Source organism: Streptomyces albireticuli (assembly GCF_021228125.1).
Taxonomy (GTDB): domain Bacteria; phylum Actinomycetota; class Actinomycetes; order Streptomycetales; family Streptomycetaceae; genus Streptomyces; species Streptomyces albireticuli.
The window spans coordinates 216957-234325 of record NZ_JAJQQS010000007.1; the positions used below are offsets into that span (position 1 = coordinate 216957).

The 17369-nt window shown below is 74.4% G+C and carries 19 protein-coding genes; 7 read left to right on the forward strand and 12 right to left on the reverse strand.

Annotated elements, in window-relative coordinates:
- Positions 1-54: 54 nt before the first annotated feature.
- Both LUZ64_RS15935 and sigE read right to left on the reverse strand, forming a co-directional pair.
- Positions 55-837 carry a zf-HC2 domain-containing protein gene (locus LUZ64_RS15935; protein WP_107426707.1) on the reverse strand — a complete coding sequence of 261 codons (783 nt, stop codon included), beginning with the start codon at positions 835-837 and terminating at the stop codon, positions 55-57.
- Positions 834-1610: an RNA polymerase sigma factor SigE gene (gene sigE, locus LUZ64_RS15940; protein ID WP_095584639.1), complete on the reverse strand. Its 777-nt coding sequence runs from the start codon at positions 1608-1610 to the stop codon at positions 834-836. The genes LUZ64_RS15935 and sigE overlap by 4 nt, the downstream gene beginning before the upstream one ends.
- Before the next feature lie 187 nt (positions 1611-1797).
- Here sigE and LUZ64_RS15945 point away from each other — a divergent pair, with 187 nt between their 5' ends.
- Positions 1798-2484 (forward strand): O-methyltransferase, encoded by a 687-nt coding sequence (locus LUZ64_RS15945; RefSeq protein ID WP_372472009.1) that lies wholly within the window; start codon positions 1798-1800, stop codon positions 2482-2484.
- A gap of 115 nt (positions 2485-2599) precedes the next feature.
- Here LUZ64_RS15945 and LUZ64_RS15950 read toward each other — a convergent pair whose 3' ends face one another.
- Complete coding sequence (locus LUZ64_RS15950; protein WP_009997451.1) at positions 2600-2767, reverse strand: DUF3117 domain-containing protein; 168 nt, start codon at positions 2765-2767, stop codon at positions 2600-2602.
- 395 nt (positions 2768-3162) lie between these two features.
- Between LUZ64_RS15950 and chcB the strand changes: the two genes are divergently transcribed.
- Positions 3163-3945 carry a 2-cyclohexenylcarbonyl CoA isomerase gene (gene chcB / locus LUZ64_RS15955; protein WP_095584638.1) on the forward strand — a complete coding sequence of 261 codons (783 nt, stop codon included), beginning with the start codon at positions 3163-3165 and terminating at the stop codon, positions 3943-3945.
- Positions 3946-3985: 40 nt separating this feature from the next.
- Here chcB and LUZ64_RS15960 read toward each other — a convergent pair whose 3' ends face one another.
- Together LUZ64_RS15960 and LUZ64_RS15965 are read right to left on the reverse strand one after the other, a co-directional pair.
- On the reverse strand, positions 3986-4570 hold the full coding sequence (locus LUZ64_RS15960; RefSeq protein WP_095584637.1) for a DNA-3-methyladenine glycosylase I: 585 nt from the start codon (positions 4568-4570) through the stop codon (positions 3986-3988).
- On the reverse strand, positions 4567-5019 hold the full coding sequence (locus LUZ64_RS15965; RefSeq protein ID WP_232390255.1) for a cell division protein DivIVA: 453 nt from the start codon (positions 5017-5019) through the stop codon (positions 4567-4569). Before LUZ64_RS15965 ends, LUZ64_RS15960 begins: the two co-directional genes overlap by 4 nt.
- Positions 5020-5157: 138 nt before the next feature.
- On the opposite strand from LUZ64_RS15965, the gene folP reads away from it, so the two are divergent.
- Positions 5158-6018, forward strand: a complete 861-nt coding sequence (gene folP / locus LUZ64_RS15970; RefSeq protein WP_095584636.1) for a dihydropteroate synthase — start codon at positions 5158-5160, stop codon at positions 6016-6018.
- A gap of 198 nt (positions 6019-6216) precedes the next feature.
- Here the strand turns inward: folP and LUZ64_RS15975 are convergent, their stop codons facing one another.
- Entirely contained in the window at positions 6217-6966 is a 750-nt protein-coding gene (locus tag LUZ64_RS15975; RefSeq protein ID WP_095584635.1) for an LOG family protein, read from the reverse strand.
- A gap of 68 nt (positions 6967-7034) precedes the next feature.
- Positions 7035-8114 (reverse strand): succinyl-diaminopimelate desuccinylase, encoded by a 1080-nt coding sequence (gene dapE / locus LUZ64_RS15980; protein ID WP_095584634.1) that lies wholly within the window; start codon positions 8112-8114, stop codon positions 7035-7037.
- A gap of 174 nt (positions 8115-8288) precedes the next feature.
- Here dapE and LUZ64_RS15985 point away from each other — a divergent pair, with 174 nt between their 5' ends.
- Both LUZ64_RS15985 and LUZ64_RS15990 read left to right on the forward strand, forming a co-directional pair.
- Positions 8289-9227 carry a VldE C-terminal domain-containing protein gene (locus tag LUZ64_RS15985; protein ID WP_095584633.1) on the forward strand — a complete coding sequence of 313 codons (939 nt, stop codon included), beginning with the start codon at positions 8289-8291 and terminating at the stop codon, positions 9225-9227.
- A gap of 298 nt (positions 9228-9525) precedes the next feature.
- Complete coding sequence (locus LUZ64_RS15990; protein WP_095584632.1) at positions 9526-9942, forward strand: ATP-binding protein; 417 nt, start codon at positions 9526-9528, stop codon at positions 9940-9942.
- 94 nt (positions 9943-10036) lie between these two features.
- Here LUZ64_RS15990 and dapC read toward each other — a convergent pair whose 3' ends face one another.
- Positions 10037-11134, reverse strand: coding sequence for a succinyldiaminopimelate transaminase (gene dapC / locus LUZ64_RS15995; protein WP_095584631.1), 1098 nt, complete (start codon positions 11132-11134; stop codon positions 10037-10039).
- Positions 11135-11270: 136 nt separating this feature from the next.
- The gene (gene fdxA / locus LUZ64_RS16000) at positions 11271-11600 is read right to left on the reverse strand and encodes a ferredoxin (RefSeq protein ID WP_087926433.1); all 330 of its coding nucleotides are present in this window, start codon (positions 11598-11600) and stop codon (positions 11271-11273) included.
- A gap of 114 nt (positions 11601-11714) precedes the next feature.
- On the opposite strand from fdxA, the gene LUZ64_RS16005 reads away from it, so the two are divergent.
- Complete coding sequence (locus tag LUZ64_RS16005) at positions 11715-12713, forward strand: GNAT family N-acetyltransferase (protein WP_095584630.1); 999 nt, start codon at positions 11715-11717, stop codon at positions 12711-12713.
- Positions 12714-12807: 94 nt separating this feature from the next.
- Entirely contained in the window at positions 12808-13644 is an 837-nt protein-coding gene (locus LUZ64_RS16010; protein WP_095584629.1) for a transglutaminase-like and tetratricopeptide repeat-containing protein, read from the forward strand.
- A 34-nt stretch (positions 13645-13678) separates the two neighbouring features.
- On the opposite strand, the gene LUZ64_RS16015 is transcribed toward LUZ64_RS16010, so the two are convergent.
- The 3 genes from LUZ64_RS16015 to LUZ64_RS16025 all read right to left on the reverse strand — a co-directional run bounded on the left by LUZ64_RS16015 (position 13679) and on the right by LUZ64_RS16025 (position 17355).
- Positions 13679-14818 (reverse strand): PP2C family protein-serine/threonine phosphatase, encoded by a 1140-nt coding sequence (locus LUZ64_RS16015; RefSeq protein ID WP_095584628.1) that lies wholly within the window; start codon positions 14816-14818, stop codon positions 13679-13681.
- A 450-nt stretch (positions 14819-15268) separates the two neighbouring features.
- Positions 15269-15916 (reverse strand): response regulator transcription factor, encoded by a 648-nt coding sequence (locus LUZ64_RS16020; RefSeq protein ID WP_267897231.1) that lies wholly within the window; start codon positions 15914-15916, stop codon positions 15269-15271.
- A gap of 170 nt (positions 15917-16086) precedes the next feature.
- Positions 16087-17355 carry a sensor histidine kinase gene (locus LUZ64_RS16025; protein ID WP_211305169.1) on the reverse strand — a complete coding sequence of 423 codons (1269 nt, stop codon included), beginning with the start codon at positions 17353-17355 and terminating at the stop codon, positions 16087-16089.
- Between the last annotated feature and the right edge of the window lie 14 nt (positions 17356-17369).

Consider the following 17369-nt stretch of genomic DNA (forward strand, 5'->3'; position numbering starts at 1 on the left):
CGCCCGAGGGATCCGCGGCCCACCTGGAATTCAACCAGGTCCCCGCGGGCGGTGTCAGCGCGCGCTGCCCGCCGTGGGCCCACCGGGACCGGGGAGGGCGGCACGGGCCGCCGGCGGCAGCGGTGCGGCGGTGGAAGGGCGCAACAGCGAGGCGCCGGGGGGCGACGGCGCGGCCGGCGCGGGCCGGACCGCGGCGGTGAAGCCCAGTGGGAGGAGCCGGCCGTCGTCACGGACGCCGCCGGTGGTGCGGGCGAGCGGGGTGGCGGTGGCACGGGGGTCCTCGGCGCGCGCGCCGGGGGCCTCGGCGACTGAGGCCAGCGGCTGCGCGCCGCCGAGCGCGAACGCGGCGAGCGAGACCGCGCCGGCCGCCGCGAAGGCGAAGCGACGGCTGCGGGAGCCGCGCGGGGCGTCGGGGACGGCGTGGACGCGGAAGCCCCGGTCGCGGGGACGGTCACGGTGCGGCGCGACGGCGGCCGGGATCAAGGAGAAGGACTCGCCGAAGGCGCTTCCTCCCGGCCTTCCGGGACCCCTTGAGGCGTCCCACCGCCCGTCCGCGTCCACCGCGCCGGGACGGCCTTCAAGATCGCCGTCCAGGCCCGCGGCGGGCAGGCTCTGGAGCCGGGCGAGGAACCCCTCGGAGAGCGGTGGGGGCGCCGCCTCGGCGAACACGCTTTTGAGCCGGCGCTGGGCGTCGGCTTCCGCTTTGCACTTACAACAGGTCGCCAGGTGCGCCAGCACCCGCTCCCGAGAGTCGTGTCCCAACTCCCCGTCGACCAGGGCCGCGAGGCGGTCGCCGAGATGCAGCTCGGCGGGGGACTGACCGCCTGAACCGGTCACGCGATCCCTACCTCCCCACCCAGCGGAACACCGGAACCCACCCCGGCGACGGCCCGCTGCTCGGCCCGGGCGGCGGGCGAGCGGTGCTGGAGCGCCTTGCGCAGGTGGGAGCGGCCCCGGTGGATCCGGCTGCGGACGGTGCCCAGCTTCACGCCGAGCGTCGCGGCGATCTCCTCGTAGGAGAGGCCCTCGATGTCGCACAGGACCACGGCGGCGCGGAACTCCGGGGCGAGCGTGTCCAGCGCCTGCTGGACGTCCGCGTCGAAGTGGGTGTCGTTGAAGTGCTGCTGGGGGGAGGGCTCACGGCTGGGGAGCCGCTCGGCGGCGTCCTCGCCCAGGGCGTCGAAGCGGATGCGCTGGCGGCGCCGGACCATGTCGAGGAAGAGGTTGGTGGTGATGCGGTGCAGCCACCCCTCGAAGGTGCCCGGGGTGTACGTGGACAGCGAGCGGAAGACGCGCACGAACACCTCCTGGGTGAGGTCCTCGGCGTCGTGCTGGTTGCCGGTGAGGCGGTAGGCCAGTCGGTAGACCCGTGCACTGTGCGTGCTGACGATCTCCTCCCAGGTGGGAGGGGTCCACGCCTGCGAATCCGCATGGGTGGCGAAAGTCGCGGTCTGTGCGGAGTCGGCGATGCGAGAACGGTCAGCGGTCTTGGTCACGGATTTCGGCTCGCCGGGGGACCCGCGAAAGCGCCTGTGCACTCTCCGACGGTCTCCGGCCGCAGCCGCACCTCCCCTGTCGGCTCTGGTGGTGTCCAGTAGAGCCCCTACCATATCCATCCCGCCCGTTAGCTCCGGATAAGGAATTTTGACCTGCATTTGGTCTTGGCCACCCTTCGGTGACCACCCCGCCTCGCCCGGCGTCCCCTCCGATCCCCCGCCGCACCGCGCGGCCACCCCGCCGTCGCTCCGCGCCGGCCCTCGTTACCCCTTCAACGCGCGGTCCCATCTGCGGGTTCCCGTGATCAGCGGATACAGTCACGGTTGCGGACCACGGGGACAGGAGAGGGCCATTACCGGCAACCGGCAGACGAGCTGGGCGTTCGCCGACGCGTTCGTCGCCGAGGACGAGGCGCTGCGGTGGGCCCGGGACCGGGCCCACGAGGCGGGGCTGCGCTCGGTGGCGTCCGGCACCGGCGCTGCGCTGCGCCTGCTCGCCGCGGCGGTGGGCGCCAAGGCGGTGGCCGAGATCGGCACCGGCACCGGCGTCTCCGGCATCCACCTCCTGCACGGCATGCGCCCCGACGGCGTGCTGACCACGGTGGACAGCGACCCGGAGTGCCAGCAGTTCGCCCGGCAGGCGTTCCGCGCCGCGGGCTTCGCCGGCAACCGGGCGCGCTTCATCCCCGGCCGCGCCCTGGAGGTGCTGCCGCGCCTCGCCGACGGCGGGTACGACCTGGTGTTCTGCGACGGCGACCGGCTGGAGTGCCTGGACTACCTAGCCGAATCGTTGCGCCTGCTGCGGCCGGGTGGACTCGTCTGCTTCGAGGGCGTCTTCGCGGACGGCCGGACGGTGGACTCCGCCGTGCAGCCCGCCGAGGTGCAGCGGGTGCGCGAGCTGCTGCGCGCGGTCCGGGAGTCCACGGTGCTGGTGCCCTCGCTGCTGCCGGTCGGTGACGGGCTGCTGTGCGCGGCCCGGCGCGGCTGACCCGCCGCCTCGGGACCGCCCGGGCACGGCGCCCGCTCCGGGCCCGGACACGACTCTGCCCCGGAGCCGGCGGCGGCCGGCTGCCGGGGCAGCGAAAGAATTGCGGGCCGGTGCGTCAGCCGACAACCTTCTTCAGGGCGTCTCCGAGGGCCTCGGCCTCATCGGGTGTCAGCTCGACGACGAGACGACCGCCGCCTTCGAGCGGAACCCGCATGACGATGCCCCGCCCCTCCTTGGTCACCTCGAGCGGGCCATCGCCCGTCCGCGGCTTCATGGCCGCCATGCTCGTTCCCCTTCCTGAAACCAGCTCATCGTCAGCCGACGGTTCCCTGGCAGGGCTCCGCGTCACCGGCATCGAACACATTGCTTCCAGGCCATTATCCCGCATCGCATGACCCGATGACCAACATCGGTCCGCATCCCTTCGGCAAGGCGATCACACAAAACCACCCAATTCGGCGATCGGGCTGCGATACTGCGCCACCCCCGCACATGCACGGGGGTGGAATTCTTTGACGCAGGTCACATATCGGCGACGGATGATCTCCGGCATGCTGAGCCACGGCAGCCGCCGGTCCACCACCGGCGCACCACCAGGCCCCGACGGGCGCGCGGTCGCAGGCGACGGCACGCGACGGGCGGGGCCGGTGACGGTACCGAGAGGGAGGGAACAGCACCATGGCCGACGCCGTGCTGTACGACATCACCGACGGGCTCGCGACGATCACGCTCAACCGCCCCGACGCGATGAACGCGCTGAACATCGAGGCGAAGGTCGCCCTCCGCGACGCCCTCCGGGAGGCGGGCGCCGACCCGGCCGTCCGCGCCGTCCTGCTGACCGCCACCGGTCGCGCCTTCTGTGTCGGGCAGGACCTCAAGGAGCACGTGGGGCTGCTGGCCGCGGGCGATGTGATGAGCACCGTGGAGGAGCACTACAACCCGATCGTCACGGCGATCACCGAGATGCCGAAGCCGGTCGTGGCCGGGGTCAACGGCGTCGCGGCGGGCGCCGGAGCGGGCTTCGCCTTCGCGGCGGACTACCGGGTGGTCGCCGAGGACGCGGCCTTCAACACCTCGTTCGCCGGGGTCGCGCTCACCGCCGACTCGGGCGTCTCCTGGACCCTCCCCCGGCTCATCGGCCGCGGCCGCGCCTCGGACCTGCTGCTGTTCCCGCGCAATGTGAGCGCACGGGAGGCGTTCGAGCTGGGCATCGCCAACAAGCTCGTCCCGACGGCGGAGCTGGCCGCCGAGGCCGCCGCCGTGGCCCGCCGGCTCGCCGAGGGCCCCACGGCCGCGTACGCGGCGATCAAGGAGTCGCTGTCCTACGCGGCGGACCACTCCCTCCCCGGCGCCCTGGCCAAGGAGAACGAACTCCAGGCGCGGGCCGGCGCCTCGGCGGACCACCGCATCGCGGTGGACGCCTTCCTGAAGAAGGAGCGGCCGCGGTACGTGGGCCGCTGACCCCCGCGAGCGGGCGCGGCCGGGCGGCCGCGCCCGGCGGCTACCGCGCGTGGCAGTCCGCCAGGTGGTCGTTGACCAGGCCGCAGGCCTGCATCATCGCGTAGGCCGTGGTGGGCCCGACGAAGCGGAAGCCACGCTTCTTGAGGTCCTTGGCCAGGGCTATGGACTCGGGCGTCGTCGCCGGGACGTCCGCCGCCGTGCGCGGGGCGCGGCGGCCGGCCGGGTCCGGGGCGTAGGACCAGATGAGGGCGTCCAGCTCGCCGGGGGCCCACTCCGCGGCCACCCGGGCGTTGCCGAGCGCGGCGGTGATCTTCGCGCGGTTGCGGATGATGCCCGGGTCGGCCAGCAGCCGCTCGGCGTCCGCCTCCGTGAAGGCCGCCACCTTGGCCACCGAGAAGCCTGCGAACGCGGCGCGGAACCCCTCCCGGCGGCGCAGGATCGTCAGCCACGACAGGCCCGACTGGAACGCCTCCAGGCACATCCGCTCGAACAGCGCGTCGTCGCCGTGCACCGGGCGGCCCCACTCGGTGTCGTGGTAGACGCGGTAGTCCTCCTTGGACTCCGCCTCCAGGCCCCAGGGGCAGCGCGCCAGTCCGTCCGGCCCCGGTACCGCTCCACCGCTCACGCGTCCGCTCCCTTGTCCCGCTCGCCCGGCTCCTCGCCGGCCGGCCGCTCGCCCGCCGTCCACTCCCCGACCACCCGCTCGCCGGTCGCCCGCTCGCCCGCCACGCGCTCACCGGCCCTGCGCTCGAGCAGCTCCGGGCCGCTCACCGCCGCGGCCTGCGCCCCGGCGAGCGCCGCCTCCAGCTCGGCGATCCGGGCGTCGCGCTCGGCGAGCTCGGCACCGAGCCGGTCCAGGGCGTCGTCGGTCTCGGCCATGCGGTAGCCGCGCACGGCGACGGGCAGCCGCAGCGCGTCGACGTCGGCGCGGCCCATGGGCCGGTCGGCGGGCAGCGGCCAGACGATCCGGTCCGGCACGGCCTCGGTGAGCGGGGCCCCGCCCCCGCCGCCCGCGACGAAGAGCGTGACCGCGGCGACCACCACGACCAGCGCGATGAGCAAGAACCAGAACACGACCAACTCCCAGGTGCGTCCGCCGCCCGCTGCGCCGGACTTCCGTCGGTGAGCGGACTGCCAATCCGTCCTCCCCGATCGTGCCATGCCGCACCGACGGTTAAGGTCGCTGGCGGACCACGGAGAAGGAGTACGGAAATGCTGCGGCTGGGACGACGCGAGTTCGACGAGCACGAACCGGTGATCATGGCGATCGTCAACCGGACGCCGGACTCCTTCTACGACCAGGGGTCGACCTTCCAGGACGAGCCCGCGCTGGCCCGGGTGGAGCAGGCCGTGGCGGAGGGCGCCGCCATCATCGACATCGGCGGGGTGAAGGCCGGCCCCGGCGAGGAGGTGACCGCCGAGGAGGAGGCGCGGCGCACGGTCGGCTTCGTGGCGGAGGTCCGCCGCCGCCACCCGGACGTGGTGATCAGCGTCGACACCTGGCGGCACGACGTGGGCGAGGCCGTCTGCGAGGCGGGCGCCGACGTCCTCAACGACGCGTGGGGCGGCGTCGACCCCAAGCTGGCCGAGGTCGCGGCCCGTTACGACGTGGGCCTGGTGTGCACCCACGCGGGCGGCGTCGAGCCCCGCACCCGGCCGCACCGGACCGAGTACGACGATGTGATGGCGGACATCCTGCGGGTGACGCTCGGACTGGCCGAGCGGGCCGCCGCGCTCGGCGTCCGGCGCGACCGGATCATGATCGACCCGGGCCACGACTTCGGGAAGAACACCCGGCACTCGCTGGAGGCCACCCGGCGGCTCGGCGAGATGGCGGAGACGGGCTGGCCCGTCCTGGTCTCGCTGTCGAACAAGGACTTCGTCGGCGAGACGCTCGACAAGCCGGTGAAGGAGCGGGTGCTGGGCACCCTCGCGACGACGGCCGTCTCGGCGTGGCTGGGCGCGCGGGTCTACCGGGTGCACGAGGTCGCGGAGACGAAGCAGGTGCTCGACATGGTGGCGTCGATCGCCGGCCACCGGGCACCCGCGGTGGGCCGCAGGGGGCTCGCTTAGGCGGCCGGAGGCCCGGCCCGGGGCCCCGGGCCGGGCCTCCGGCGCCGACGCACCCCGCTCACCGCGCGAGGCCGTCGAGCCCCCTGACGCCCGCCCTCCGGAGCGCGCCCTCGCCGACCGCCGGCCCGTCCGGCGCCGGACGGGCCGGAGACCCGGCCCGTCCACGCTCCGGCGCACCGCGCGGAGTGCGGTTCCCCGCTACGCCCCCGCCTCCTTCGTCACCAGCCCGATCGCCTCGTCGACGTCGTCCGTGATGTGGAAGAGGTGCAGGTCGTGCGGGCCCGCCTTGCCCTCGGCGATCAGGGTGTCCCGCACCCAGTCGACCAGGCCCCGCCAGTACGCGCTGCCGAACAGCACGATCGGGAAGCGGGTGACCTTCTTCGTCTGGACGAGCGTCAGCGCCTCGAACAGCTCGTCCAGCGTGCCGAGTCCGCCCGGCAGCACCACGAACCCGCTCGCGTACTTCACGAACATCGTCTTCCGCACGAAGAAGTAGCGGAAGTCCACGCCGAGATTGACGTACGGGTTGAGCCCCTGTTCGAAGGGCAGCTCGATGCCGAGGCCGACCGAGACGCCGCCCGCCTCCATCGCGCCGCGGTTCGCGGCCTCCATCGCGCCGGGCCCGCCGCCGGTGATGACGGCGAAGCCGGCCTCGACCAGACCGCGCCCGATGGCCACACCGGCCTCGTACTCCGCCGAGTCCCGGGGCGTACGGGCCGAACCGAAGACGCTGATCGCCGGCGGCAGTTCGGCGAGCGCGCCGAATCCCTCGACGAACTCGGACTGGATGCGCATCACCCGGAAGGGGTCCTCGTGCACCCAGTCCGCGGTTCCTCTGGTGTCCAGCAGGTGCTGGTCGGTGGTGCCCTGCTGCATCTGGCCGTGCCGGCGGACGACCGGCCCCCGCCGCTGCTCCCGCTGAGTACGGGTCCCCTCGGGATTTGCCATTCCGCGCTCCCTCCGCTGCAGATCGTTGCTGTTCAGCGTAGGCCCACCGAACGTCCTGTCGGGGCTGGTCAGCTGGTCAGCCAGGTGCGGAGGCGCGCCTCACAGTCGGTGATCAGGGAGGCGCGCACCCGTTCGTCGCGCTTGTGGGCGAGCAGCGGGTCGCCGGGACCGTAGTTGACCGCGGGGACGCCGAGCGCGCTGAAGCGCGAGACGTCCGTCCAGCCGAACTTGGGCATGGGGACGGCGCCGACGGCCTCGATGAAGGCGGCCGCGGCCGGGTGGGAGAGGCCGGGCAGCGCGCCGGGCGAGTGGTCGTCGACGACGAACTCGGCCACTCCGCAGTCCGCGAAGACCTCGCGGACGTGGGCCAGGGCCTCCTCCCCGGTGCGGTCCGGCGCGTAGCGGAAGTTCACGGTGACGGTGCAGGCGTCGGGGATGACGTTGCCCGCGACGCCGCCCTCGATCCGGACGGCGTTGAGCCCCTCGTGGTACTCCAGGCCGTCGATGACGGGCCGGCGCGGCTCGTAGGCGGCCAGCTTCGCGAGGATCGGCGCGGCGGTGTGGATCGCGTTGCTGCCCATCCAGGAGCGCGCCGAGTGGGCCCGCTCGCCCTCGGTGCGCAGCAGCACCCGCAGGGTTCCCTGGCAGCCGCCCTCGACCTGGGCGTCCGTGGGTTCGAGCAGGACGGCGAAGTCGGCGGCGAGCCAGTCGGGGTGGGCGTCGGCGACGTGGCCGAGGCCGTTGAGGTGGGCGGCGACCTCTTCGTTGTCGTAGAAGACGAAGGTCAGGTCGCGGTTGGGGGCGGGCACGGTCGCGGCGATGCGCAGCTGCACGGCGACGCCGGACTTCATGTCGCTGGTGCCGCAGCCCCAGAGGAAGCCGTCCTCGTCCAGCCGGGAGGGGACGTTGTCGGCGATGGGGACGGTGTCGATGTGGCCGGCGAGGACGACGCGCTCGGCGCGGCCGAGGTTCGTCCGGGCCACGACGTTGTTGCCGTGGCGGTCGACCGTCAGGTGCGGGAGGGTGCGCAGGGCACGCTCGACGGCGTCGGCGAGCGGCTTCTCGTTCCCGCTCTCGGACGGGAAGTCGACGAGCCGGGCGGTGAGGGCGGCGGCGTCGAGGGACAGGTCGAGTGCGGCGTCATCCATAGCGGCGACTCTAACCCGGCCGGGTCCGGCCGGGCCGGGCCGGGACGGGCGAGGACGGGCCCGGGGCCGCGCCGGACCGGCGCGGACGGGCGCGTACGGGCACGGGTGGTACCCGGCAGCGCGCCGGAAGTGGGCCCCCGTTGATCGGCTCGTCTCTCCAGTAACGTGGGCCCCATGTCCGGGATCTCCGTCGCTCACCGTGGCCGCCTGCTGCGCATCGTGGCCGCCTGTGCCGTGCTGCTGGCGCTCATCGGATACGGGGTGGCCCAGCTGGTGACGGGCGGCCCCGGGGCACCGCGCTGCACGGTGCGGGCCGACGGCGAGTCGTACTCCCTCTCCCCCGAGCAGGCGGTGAACGCCGCCACGATCTCGGCCGTGGGGTCGGCGCGCGGGCTGCCCGAGCGGGCGGTGACGATCGCGCTGGCCACGGCGATGCAGGAGTCGGGGCTGCGCAACATCCACCACGGCGACCGCGATTCGCTGGGCCTGTTCCAGCAGCGGCCGACGCAGGGCTGGGGCAGCGCGGCGCAGATCACCGATCCGGTGTACGCGGCGGGGAAGTTCTACGACCACCTGGTGGAGGTACCGGGCTATTCGCGGCTGCCGCTGACGGTGGCGGCGCAGAAGGTGCAGCGCAGCGGCTTCCCCCAGGCGTACGCGAAGCACGAGCCGGACGCGTCGCTGCTGGCCTCGGGGCTGACCGGGCGGGCGGCGGCGGCGTTCAGCTGCACGACGAGCCCGGGTGACGGCAGGCCGGGCGACCCTTCGGCGGTCCGGGCGAAGCTGCGGCGGGAGTTCGGCGCCACCGTCGCCCCGTCGGTGGCGGACGGCCGGGGCGGCGCGGGGGCGGGCGCGACGGCCGGTGGCGCGGCCGCGCGGACGGTGACCGTGCCGGTGCGGGGGACGGGGGCGGAGGGCGGACCGGAGCGGCAGGGCTGGCAGCTGGCGTCCTGGGCGGTGGCGCACGCGGCCGAGCTCCGGATCTCGCGGGTCTCCTTCGACGGCCGGGTGTGGACCGCGGAGCGGTCCGGGGACGGCTGGCGCCGGTCCGGGGAGGCGTCGGAAGGGTCCGGAGGGGCGGCGGACCGGGTGTCCGTCACCACCGTTCAATAGTGCGACGCCACCCTCGAAAGAGGTATACGGGCCATGCGCGTGAGTCACGGCGGAGCGGGAATACGCCACGTCCACGCGGTGTCGGCGCACACCGCCAAATCCCTTGCGAATAAAGGCTTGTAAGCCTTTCAAGGCGTTCTTGCGGTTGTCTTATTTGCCCAGGTTTCCGGGAACCCGATAATGCGACGCATTGCCAACTCTTTACCTTGGCCCACCGCAACCTTCACGGGGCTCACGCGGTAGTCACGGCGTCCGATCGCCGGACAGCCAACGTCCTCAACTCCGCTGAAGGAGCATCATGTCCCTCCCCCTTTCGCGTCGGATCGCCCGCGTCGCGCTGCTGGTAGCCGCCGGTGCGGGCACCGTCGCCGGCGCGGCCGGCGCCGCGAACGCCGCGGACCTGAAGGCCCCCGAGCTGGCCAACGGGATCACCGCGGTCGACGGAGCGAACCTGGGCAAGAACATCGACGCCGCTTCGCACCAGGCCGGGACCGTGACGAGCCACGTCGGTCACGCCGCCATCGACACCACCGTGCCCGCCGCGACGGACACCGTGGGCAAGGCCGCCAAGACCGGCGCCCCCGCCGCCCAGAAGGTCGCGGGCGACCTCGGCGGCTCCACCGCCGGCCTGGTCGGCACCGCGGCCCAGACCGCGACCAAGGGCGGCGGCGTCACCAAGAACCTGCCGGTCGGCAACCTGCCGATCGGCGGCTGAGCGAGGCCGTCCACCGGTCTCACGAAGCCCAGCGCGAGAGGGCCCGGGAGTTCGTCTCCCGGGCCCTCTCGCATGTCCCGCCGCCAGCGTACGGCTAGTCGGCCAGACGGCGGACCGCGGCCTCCACACGCTCATCGGTCGCGGTGAAGGCGATGCGGACGAACCGCTCCCCCGCCACGCCGTAGAAGTCCCCCGGCGCGACGAGGATGCCGCGCTTGGACAGATCGGCGACAGTGTCCCAGCAGGGCTCGTCGCGCGTGGCCCACAGGTACAGCGAGGCCTCGCTGTGCTCGATCCGGAAGCCCGCGCCCTCGAACGCGGCACGCAGCGCCGCCCGGCGGCGGGCGTAGCGCTCCCGCTGCTCGGTGACGTGCGCGGTGTCCCCGAGGGCCGCGACGGTGGCGGCCTGCACGGGCGCGGCGACCATCATGCCGCCGTGCTTGCGGATCTGGAGCAGCTCGCCGAGGACAGCGGCGTCACCGGCGAGGAAGGCGGCGCGGTAGCCGGCCAGGTTGGAGCGCTTGGAGAGCGAGTGGACGGCGACGACGCCCTCGTACGAGCCGCCGCAGACGTCCGGGTGCAGGACGGAGACGGGCTCGGCCTCCCAGCCCAGCTCCAGGTAGCACTCGTCGCTGAAGACCAGCACGCCGTGCTCACGGGCCCAGGCGACCGCGCGGCGCAGCTCCTCCTTGGACAGCACCCGGCCCGTCGGGTTGGACGGCGAGTTCAGCCACAGCAGCTTGAGGCCGGCGGGGTCCAGCTCGGTCGGGTCGTCGTAGACGACGGGCTCGGCGCCCGCGAGCCGCGCGCCGACCTCGTAGGTCGGGTAGGCGAGGCGGGGGTAGGCGACCTTGTCGCCGGCGGCCAGCCCGAGCTGGGTCGGCAGCCAGGCCACCAGTTCCTTGGAGCCGACGATCGGCAGCACATTGGTGTGCGCCAGGTCCCGGGCGCCCAGCCGGCGCTCCGCCCAGCCGGTCAGCGCGTCGCGCAGCGCGGCCGTGCCCCACACCGTGGGGTAGCCCGGGCTGTCGGCGGCGTCGGTGAGGGCCCGCCGGATCAGCGCGGGCACGGGGTCGACGGGGGTGCCGACCGACAGGTCCACGATGCCGTCGGGGTGGGCGGCGGCCGTCGCCTTGTACGGGTCGAGTCGGTCCCAGGGGAAGGCGGGGAGACGGGAGGAGACTGCGCCCACGGTGCTCTCTCTTACTCGGTCGGTAGGTACGCGGTGGATGCCCGGCGGTTCATCGGTGGCGAACCGCCGGGGAAAACGGCCGCGGCCCCGGACGGCTGGGACGCCGTACGGGGCCGCGGCGAAGCTGCGCCGGAGATCAGTGCTCGCCCTCGGCCTGCGGCGGCAGCGCTGCGATGAAGGGGTGATCGCGCTCGATCAGGCCGAGCTTGGAGGCACCACCGGGCGAACCGAGCTCGTCGAAGAACTCGACGTTCGCCTTGTAGTAGTCCTTCCACTCCTCGGGGGTGTCGTCCTCGTAGAAGATGGCCTCGACCGGGCAGACCGGCTCACAGGCACCACAGTCGACGCATTCGTCCGGGTGGATGTACAAGGACCGGGAGCCCTCGTAGATGCAGTCGACGGGGCACTCCTCGATGCACGCCTTGTCCTTCACGTCGACACAAGGCTGCGCGATGACGTAGGTCACGCTGTCGTTCCTCCTCGGTAGGGCTCATCTCGCGCGGGAGCGCGGCGTCGTCGATGCCCACACCTAGTATCTCCGTTCCTGGGCACTTGACGAACAAGAGGGGCGAGGAGAGCTGTGGAATTCACCACGGGCGGACAGCTGGAAATCCGGATCAGTACCGCTGATGTGGGAAAAAGGGTATCCGTCCGGCGTTTGACGGCCCCCGGGTCGAGGGAAGGGCGCTTCACGGACACCGTCGGTCTCCTGGACTCCTGGGAGGGCGGTGTGCTGCGGATCACACGCCGTACCGGGGAAATCGTGGTGATCGACGAGGCGACGCTCGTCGCCGGCAAGGTGGTCCCGGCCGCCCCGGCCCGGCGGCGCGGCCCGGCGACGAGCGCGCGCGAGCTCCAGGAGGTCGCGGCGCGCGGCTGGCCGGCCCTGGAGACCGGGCGGCTGGGCGACTGGACGCTGCGCGCGTCGGGCGGCTTCACCGCCCGCGCCAATTCGGCGCTGCCCCTCGGTGCCACCGGCATGCCGCTGTCGGCGGCGCTCGACCGGGTCCGCGAGTGGTACCACGCGCGCGGGCTGCCCGCCCTGGTCCAGGTCGCCACCGGTGACCCGGACGAGGACGCGCGACTGGACGCGGCCCTGGCGGCGCGCGGCTGGACCGACGAGCGCCACGCCCTGATACGGACCGCCGCCCTGGCCCCGCTCGCCGACACCGGCGCCGACACCGGCGGGGTGCTGCTCTCCCGGGAACCGGACGAGGCGTGGCTGCGCGCGTACGGCCGGACCTCCGCCTCCGTCGCCGACGCCGTGGGCGTGCTGACGGGCGGCCCGTCGGTGTGGTTCGCGACCGTGCCGGGCGAGGAGGGGCCGGCCGCCATAGGCCGGTGCGTGGTCGACGGCCGGTGGGCGGGTTTCGCGGCCCTGACCGTCGCCCCGGACCGGCGCAGGCGGGGACTGGCCACCCAGGTCATGGCCCGGCTCGCGGAGCGGGCGCTCGACGAGGGGGCCTCGGCGGCGTACCTCCAGGTGGAGACGGGCAACGGCGGTGCCGCCTCGCTCTACGACGGCCTGGGCTTCACCACTCACCACGCGTACCACTACCGTCGCGAGCCCCAGCCGTAGCCGTGGCCGTACGGCCCGCGACCACGGTGGCGGGCCGCATGATGGAAACCGGCGGTGGGCTTCCCCCAGCGCCCCGAGCGGGTACGAGGCACCTATGTACGACACCACTGGCCGGCGTCGGCGGTTCGCGGAGGCGGCCCGGGAGGAACGTCCCGACCTCGCGCTGCTGTGCCTGCTGATCGCGGCCGAGGCGGAGCCGGAGTCCGGCGAGGAGGCCGTGGACGCCGCCCAGATCGAGCTGGACCGGCTCGCGGGGCTGCTGCCCGCGCTGGGCCGGCACGCCGCTCCGCGGCGGTGGGCGGAGGCGCTCGCCGAACTGCTCGGCGAGCGCTGCGGCTTCCACGGCTCCCCGGCCGACTACCGGCGGCTGGAGTCCTCGCTCCTGGGCGAGGTGCTGCGCCGCCGGCGCGGGCTGCCGATCCTGCTGTCCGTGGTGTGGATGGAGGTCGCCCGGCGGGCCGGCGCGCCGGTGTACGGGGTGGCGCTGCCCGGCCATTTCGTCGTCGGCTTCGGCGACCCCCGCGGCGAGCACGTCCTCGCCGACCCCTTCGACGGCGGCCGGACGCTGTCCTACGAGGACGCCGGGCTGCTGGTCGCGGGGGCCACCGGGGCGCCCCTGTCGCCGTCGATGTTCTCGCCCGCCGAGCCACTGGAGATCGTGCTGCGGCTGCTGAACAACGTCCGCGCCTGGGCGGCGGCCCGGCCCGAGCGCAGCGACGTCCAGCTGTGGGCCGTCGAGCTCTCGCTGCTGCTGCCCAGCCATCCGGCGCGGCTGCGCTACGAGCGCGCCGAGCTGCTCGTCGAGCGCGGCGACTTCGCGGGCGGCGCGCACGAGCTGGAGGCGTACGCGGAGGTGATCGGCGCGCTGGAGCCGGCCGCCGCCGAGTCCGTACGGCGGCAGGCACGGGCGGCGCGGGCGATGCTGAACTGAGCCGTCCGCCGGGCCCGCCGGGCCGGGGCGGCGCTCAGTCGCCCGCCACGGCGGCCGGCTGGGCGGGCAGAGAGCCGGGGCGCCCGCCGCAGGAGGCGACGTTCCGGACGATCAGGACGGCGGCGTCGTCCTTCAGCTCGCCGTCCGTGTAGCGCTCCAGGTCCGCGCGGAGCGCCTGGGCGAGCGCGCCGGGCCGCAGATGGGTCCGGCGGGCGAGGCGCTCACGCAGCGGGTAGAAGCGGCCCTCGGCGTCACGGGCCTCCGTGACGCCGTCCGTGCACAGCACGACCCACTCGTGCGGATCGGGCGGCAGGTCGACGCCCCGGCGGGCCTCACCGGTCAGCCCGCCGAGGCCCAGCGGCAGCCCGGAGCGGCCGGGGAGGCGCTCCTCGACGGCGCCGCCGCGCACCACGTAGTACGGGATGTGCCCGCAGGACAGCACCCGGGTGCCGGCGGACGGGCCGCCGACCTCCAGCAGCAGCGCGGTGACGAAGCGCTCGTCGGTGCCGGTGAGGGACAGGGCGCGGTTGTGCCGGAGCAGCGCGCCCTCCATGTGCTCGGCGACGGCCTCCAGGCTCGCCTCGTGGTAGGCGGCCTCCCGGAAGGAGGTGAGCACGGCGTGCCCGGCGCCGATGGCGGGCATGCCCTTGCCCTGTACGTCGCCGATGAGGACGCGCTGACCGTAGGGGCTCTCCACGACCTCGTAGATGTCGCCGCCGACCCGGGCGCCCTCCTGGGCGGAGATGTAGAACCCGGCGACCCGCAGCGGGCCCGCGGTGATGGGCAGCTCGCGCAGCATGGTCCGCTGCACGGCGTCGGCGACCATCCGGGTGCGGTCGTACGCCGCCTCGCGCTCCAGCAGGGCCGCGCACAGGGCCACCGAGAAGCCGCCGACGAGCAGCGCGCCGAGGACGGCGACGAGGGTGCCGGGCGTGTCCCGGTCCGGGACGATCGTGCAGTGGACCGTCACCTGGGCGACGGCGAAGGCCGCCGCGACGACGACGGTCCGCCGGAAGGAGCAGAGCCGGGCGGCGATCAGCGGCATCACGCTCGCGACCAGGGCGAGGCGCAGCCGGACGCCCGTCATGCAGTCGAGGGCGGCGAGGGCGCCGATCGCGACGAGGAGGAGGACGGTGAGGAGACGGCCGCCGTCGGGCACGCGTCCGACTTTCATGGCGGGGGCTCCTTCCTGCCTCCGGGGTGCGCGGGTGGGACGTAGGGACCATACGACGGCCGTATGACGGCTGTGCGACAACCCACCGGATTCATGATCGCGTGTACCGCCGGCCGACGGGTGGTTCCCGGCCTGCCGGGGCCGGGGCGCGCTCCGGCCCCTTTCCGCGCGCCGCGGGTGTCCCCGGGCCGGCCCGGCTGCCACCGGGCGGTGAGACCGGGGGCCGGGGCGGAGGGCCGCGCGGTCGGCCCGGCACGGTCGGAGCCGACGGTGCGGCCGGAACGCGAGGTCCGGAGCCTCGTGCGGTCAGCGGGTGCGGTCAGGGGCCCCTCGCCGTCAGAGCGTACGGTCAGGGCCTCGTGCCGTCACGACGTACGGTCCGGCCCCGCGCCGCCACGACGTACGGTCCGGCCCCGCGCCGCCAGAGCGTACGGGCGGCTCCCGGTGCGGTCAGAGCCAGCCCTTGTCGCGGGCGATCCGCACCGCTTCCGCGCGGTTCCGGGCGCCCGTCTTCTGGATCGCCGTCGACAGGTAGTTCCGCACCGTGCCGGGCGACAGGTGCAGCGCCGTCGCCAGCTCCGCGTTGGTCGAACCGTCCGCCGAGGCGGTGAGCACCGCCCGCTCCCGGTCCGTCAGCGGGTTGGCGCCCTCCGCGAGCGCGGCCGCGGCCAGCGTGGGGTCGATGACCCGCTCGCCGCGCAGCACCCGCCGCAGCGCGTCGGCGAGCTGCGCGGCGGGGGCGTCCTTGACCAGGAACGCCTCCGCGCCCGACTCCATCGCCCGGCGCATATAGCCCGGCCGGCCGAAGGTCGTGAGGATCACCAGCTTGAGCTCCGGCAGCTCGCGGCGGACCAGCGCGGCCGCGTCGAGCCCGGTCATGCCCGGCATCTCGATGTCGAGCAGCACGACGTCGACGTCGTGCGCCCGGGCGGCGGCCAGCACCTCGTCGCCCCGGGCCACCTGGGCGACGACCTCGATGTCGGGCTCCAGCCCGAGCAGGGCCGCCAGCGCCTCCCGGACCATGGACTGGTCCTCGGCGAGCAGGACGTTGATGACGCGTCGGCTGTCGGTGGGCACGGAGCTGGGCTGTTCGGTCACGGCGACAAGCGTAGGCGGCGGACCGCCCCGGGCCGGTGGCACGGTGGCGGTCCCGGCGGCCGGCGCCCCGGCCACCAGGGCCCCGGCACCGGCCGCCCCGTCCGGCGCGGAACCGCCGTGGACGGCGCCGTACCGGCCGCCGGGGACCCCCGTCCCCCGGCGGCCGGAGCTCACGCGGCCCCCAGCGGCGCCGGACCGTCCTCGGACACCCGCCGGCGCGCCAGCGGTACGTACGCCCGCAGCCGGAAGCCGCCCCGCGGGCCCGGCCCCGTCTCCAGCCGGCCGTCGGCCAGGGCCAGCCGCTCGGTCAGGCCCGTCAGGCCGTTGCCGTGCGGGCGGGCGGGTCCCTGGCCGTCGTCGGTGACGGTCAGACAGAGTTCGTCGCCCCTCTCGGAGAGCGACACCTCGCAGCGGCGCGCCCCGCTGTGCCGGACGACGTTGGTCACGGCCTCCCGCAGCGCCCACGCCAGCGCGCCCTCCGCGTCCGGCGCCAGGCCGGCGAGGGGTGAGCCCTCCCCGCCGTCCGCGCCGGGCGAGCCGACGGCCACCCGGTCGAGGTCCGCGGTCACCCCGGCGGCGGCCAGGGCCGTACGGGCCCCGGCGATCTCGGCGTCCAGGGTGGGCCGGCGGAAGCCGCTCACCGCCTCCCGCACATCGACCAGGGCCTGCCGGCTGACCTGCTCGATGTCCGCGATCTGCTGGGCGGCCGCCTCGGGACTGCCCGGCAGCATCCGCCCCGCCAGCTCGCTCTTGAGGGTGATCAGGGACAGGGAGTGGCCGAGGAGATCGTGCAGATCGCGGGCGAGCCGCAGCCGTTCCTCGTTGGCCGCGAGGTGGGCGACCGTGGCCCGGGCCTCGCGCAGCGCGCGGGCCGTCCGTGCCATCTGCCGCACCCCGACCATCGCGAAGCCACCGAGCAGCGCCGGGAGCATCAGCGCCCACAGGAAACCGCCTGCGCCCGTGTTCACCCCGATGAGCGCGAGGATCCCGCTGACCACCGGGATCAGGATGCGGGCCAGCCGCGTCGGCAGGACCGCGCCGATCGCGACGCACACATAGACGAACAGCACAAGCCAGGAGGAGCCCAGTCCCAGCGAGAGAATCGCCGCCATCGCCAGCAGCGCGCCGAGGACGGCGAACACCCGCCGCCGCTCCAGCGCCTGGGCGGTGTGCCGGAAGACGAGGGCGAGGTAGGCGCCCACGAAGGCCGCCAGACCGCATCCGCCGAAGATGTCGGCACCGACCGTGTGGTGGTCACCGAGGACGTCCTCGACCGGCGCGGCCAGGTAGGCGAGCCAGATCCCGATCCACATCAGCTTGATCATTTTGTGCCGGCGGGTCTCGGGCGGCTCCCCGATGCGGACGCTGTCCGTGTCGAGGTCGTCGTCGGCCACCAGGGCGGCCTGCCACACCCCGCGGATACGGTCGCCTACGGCCATCACGCTCTCTCCTT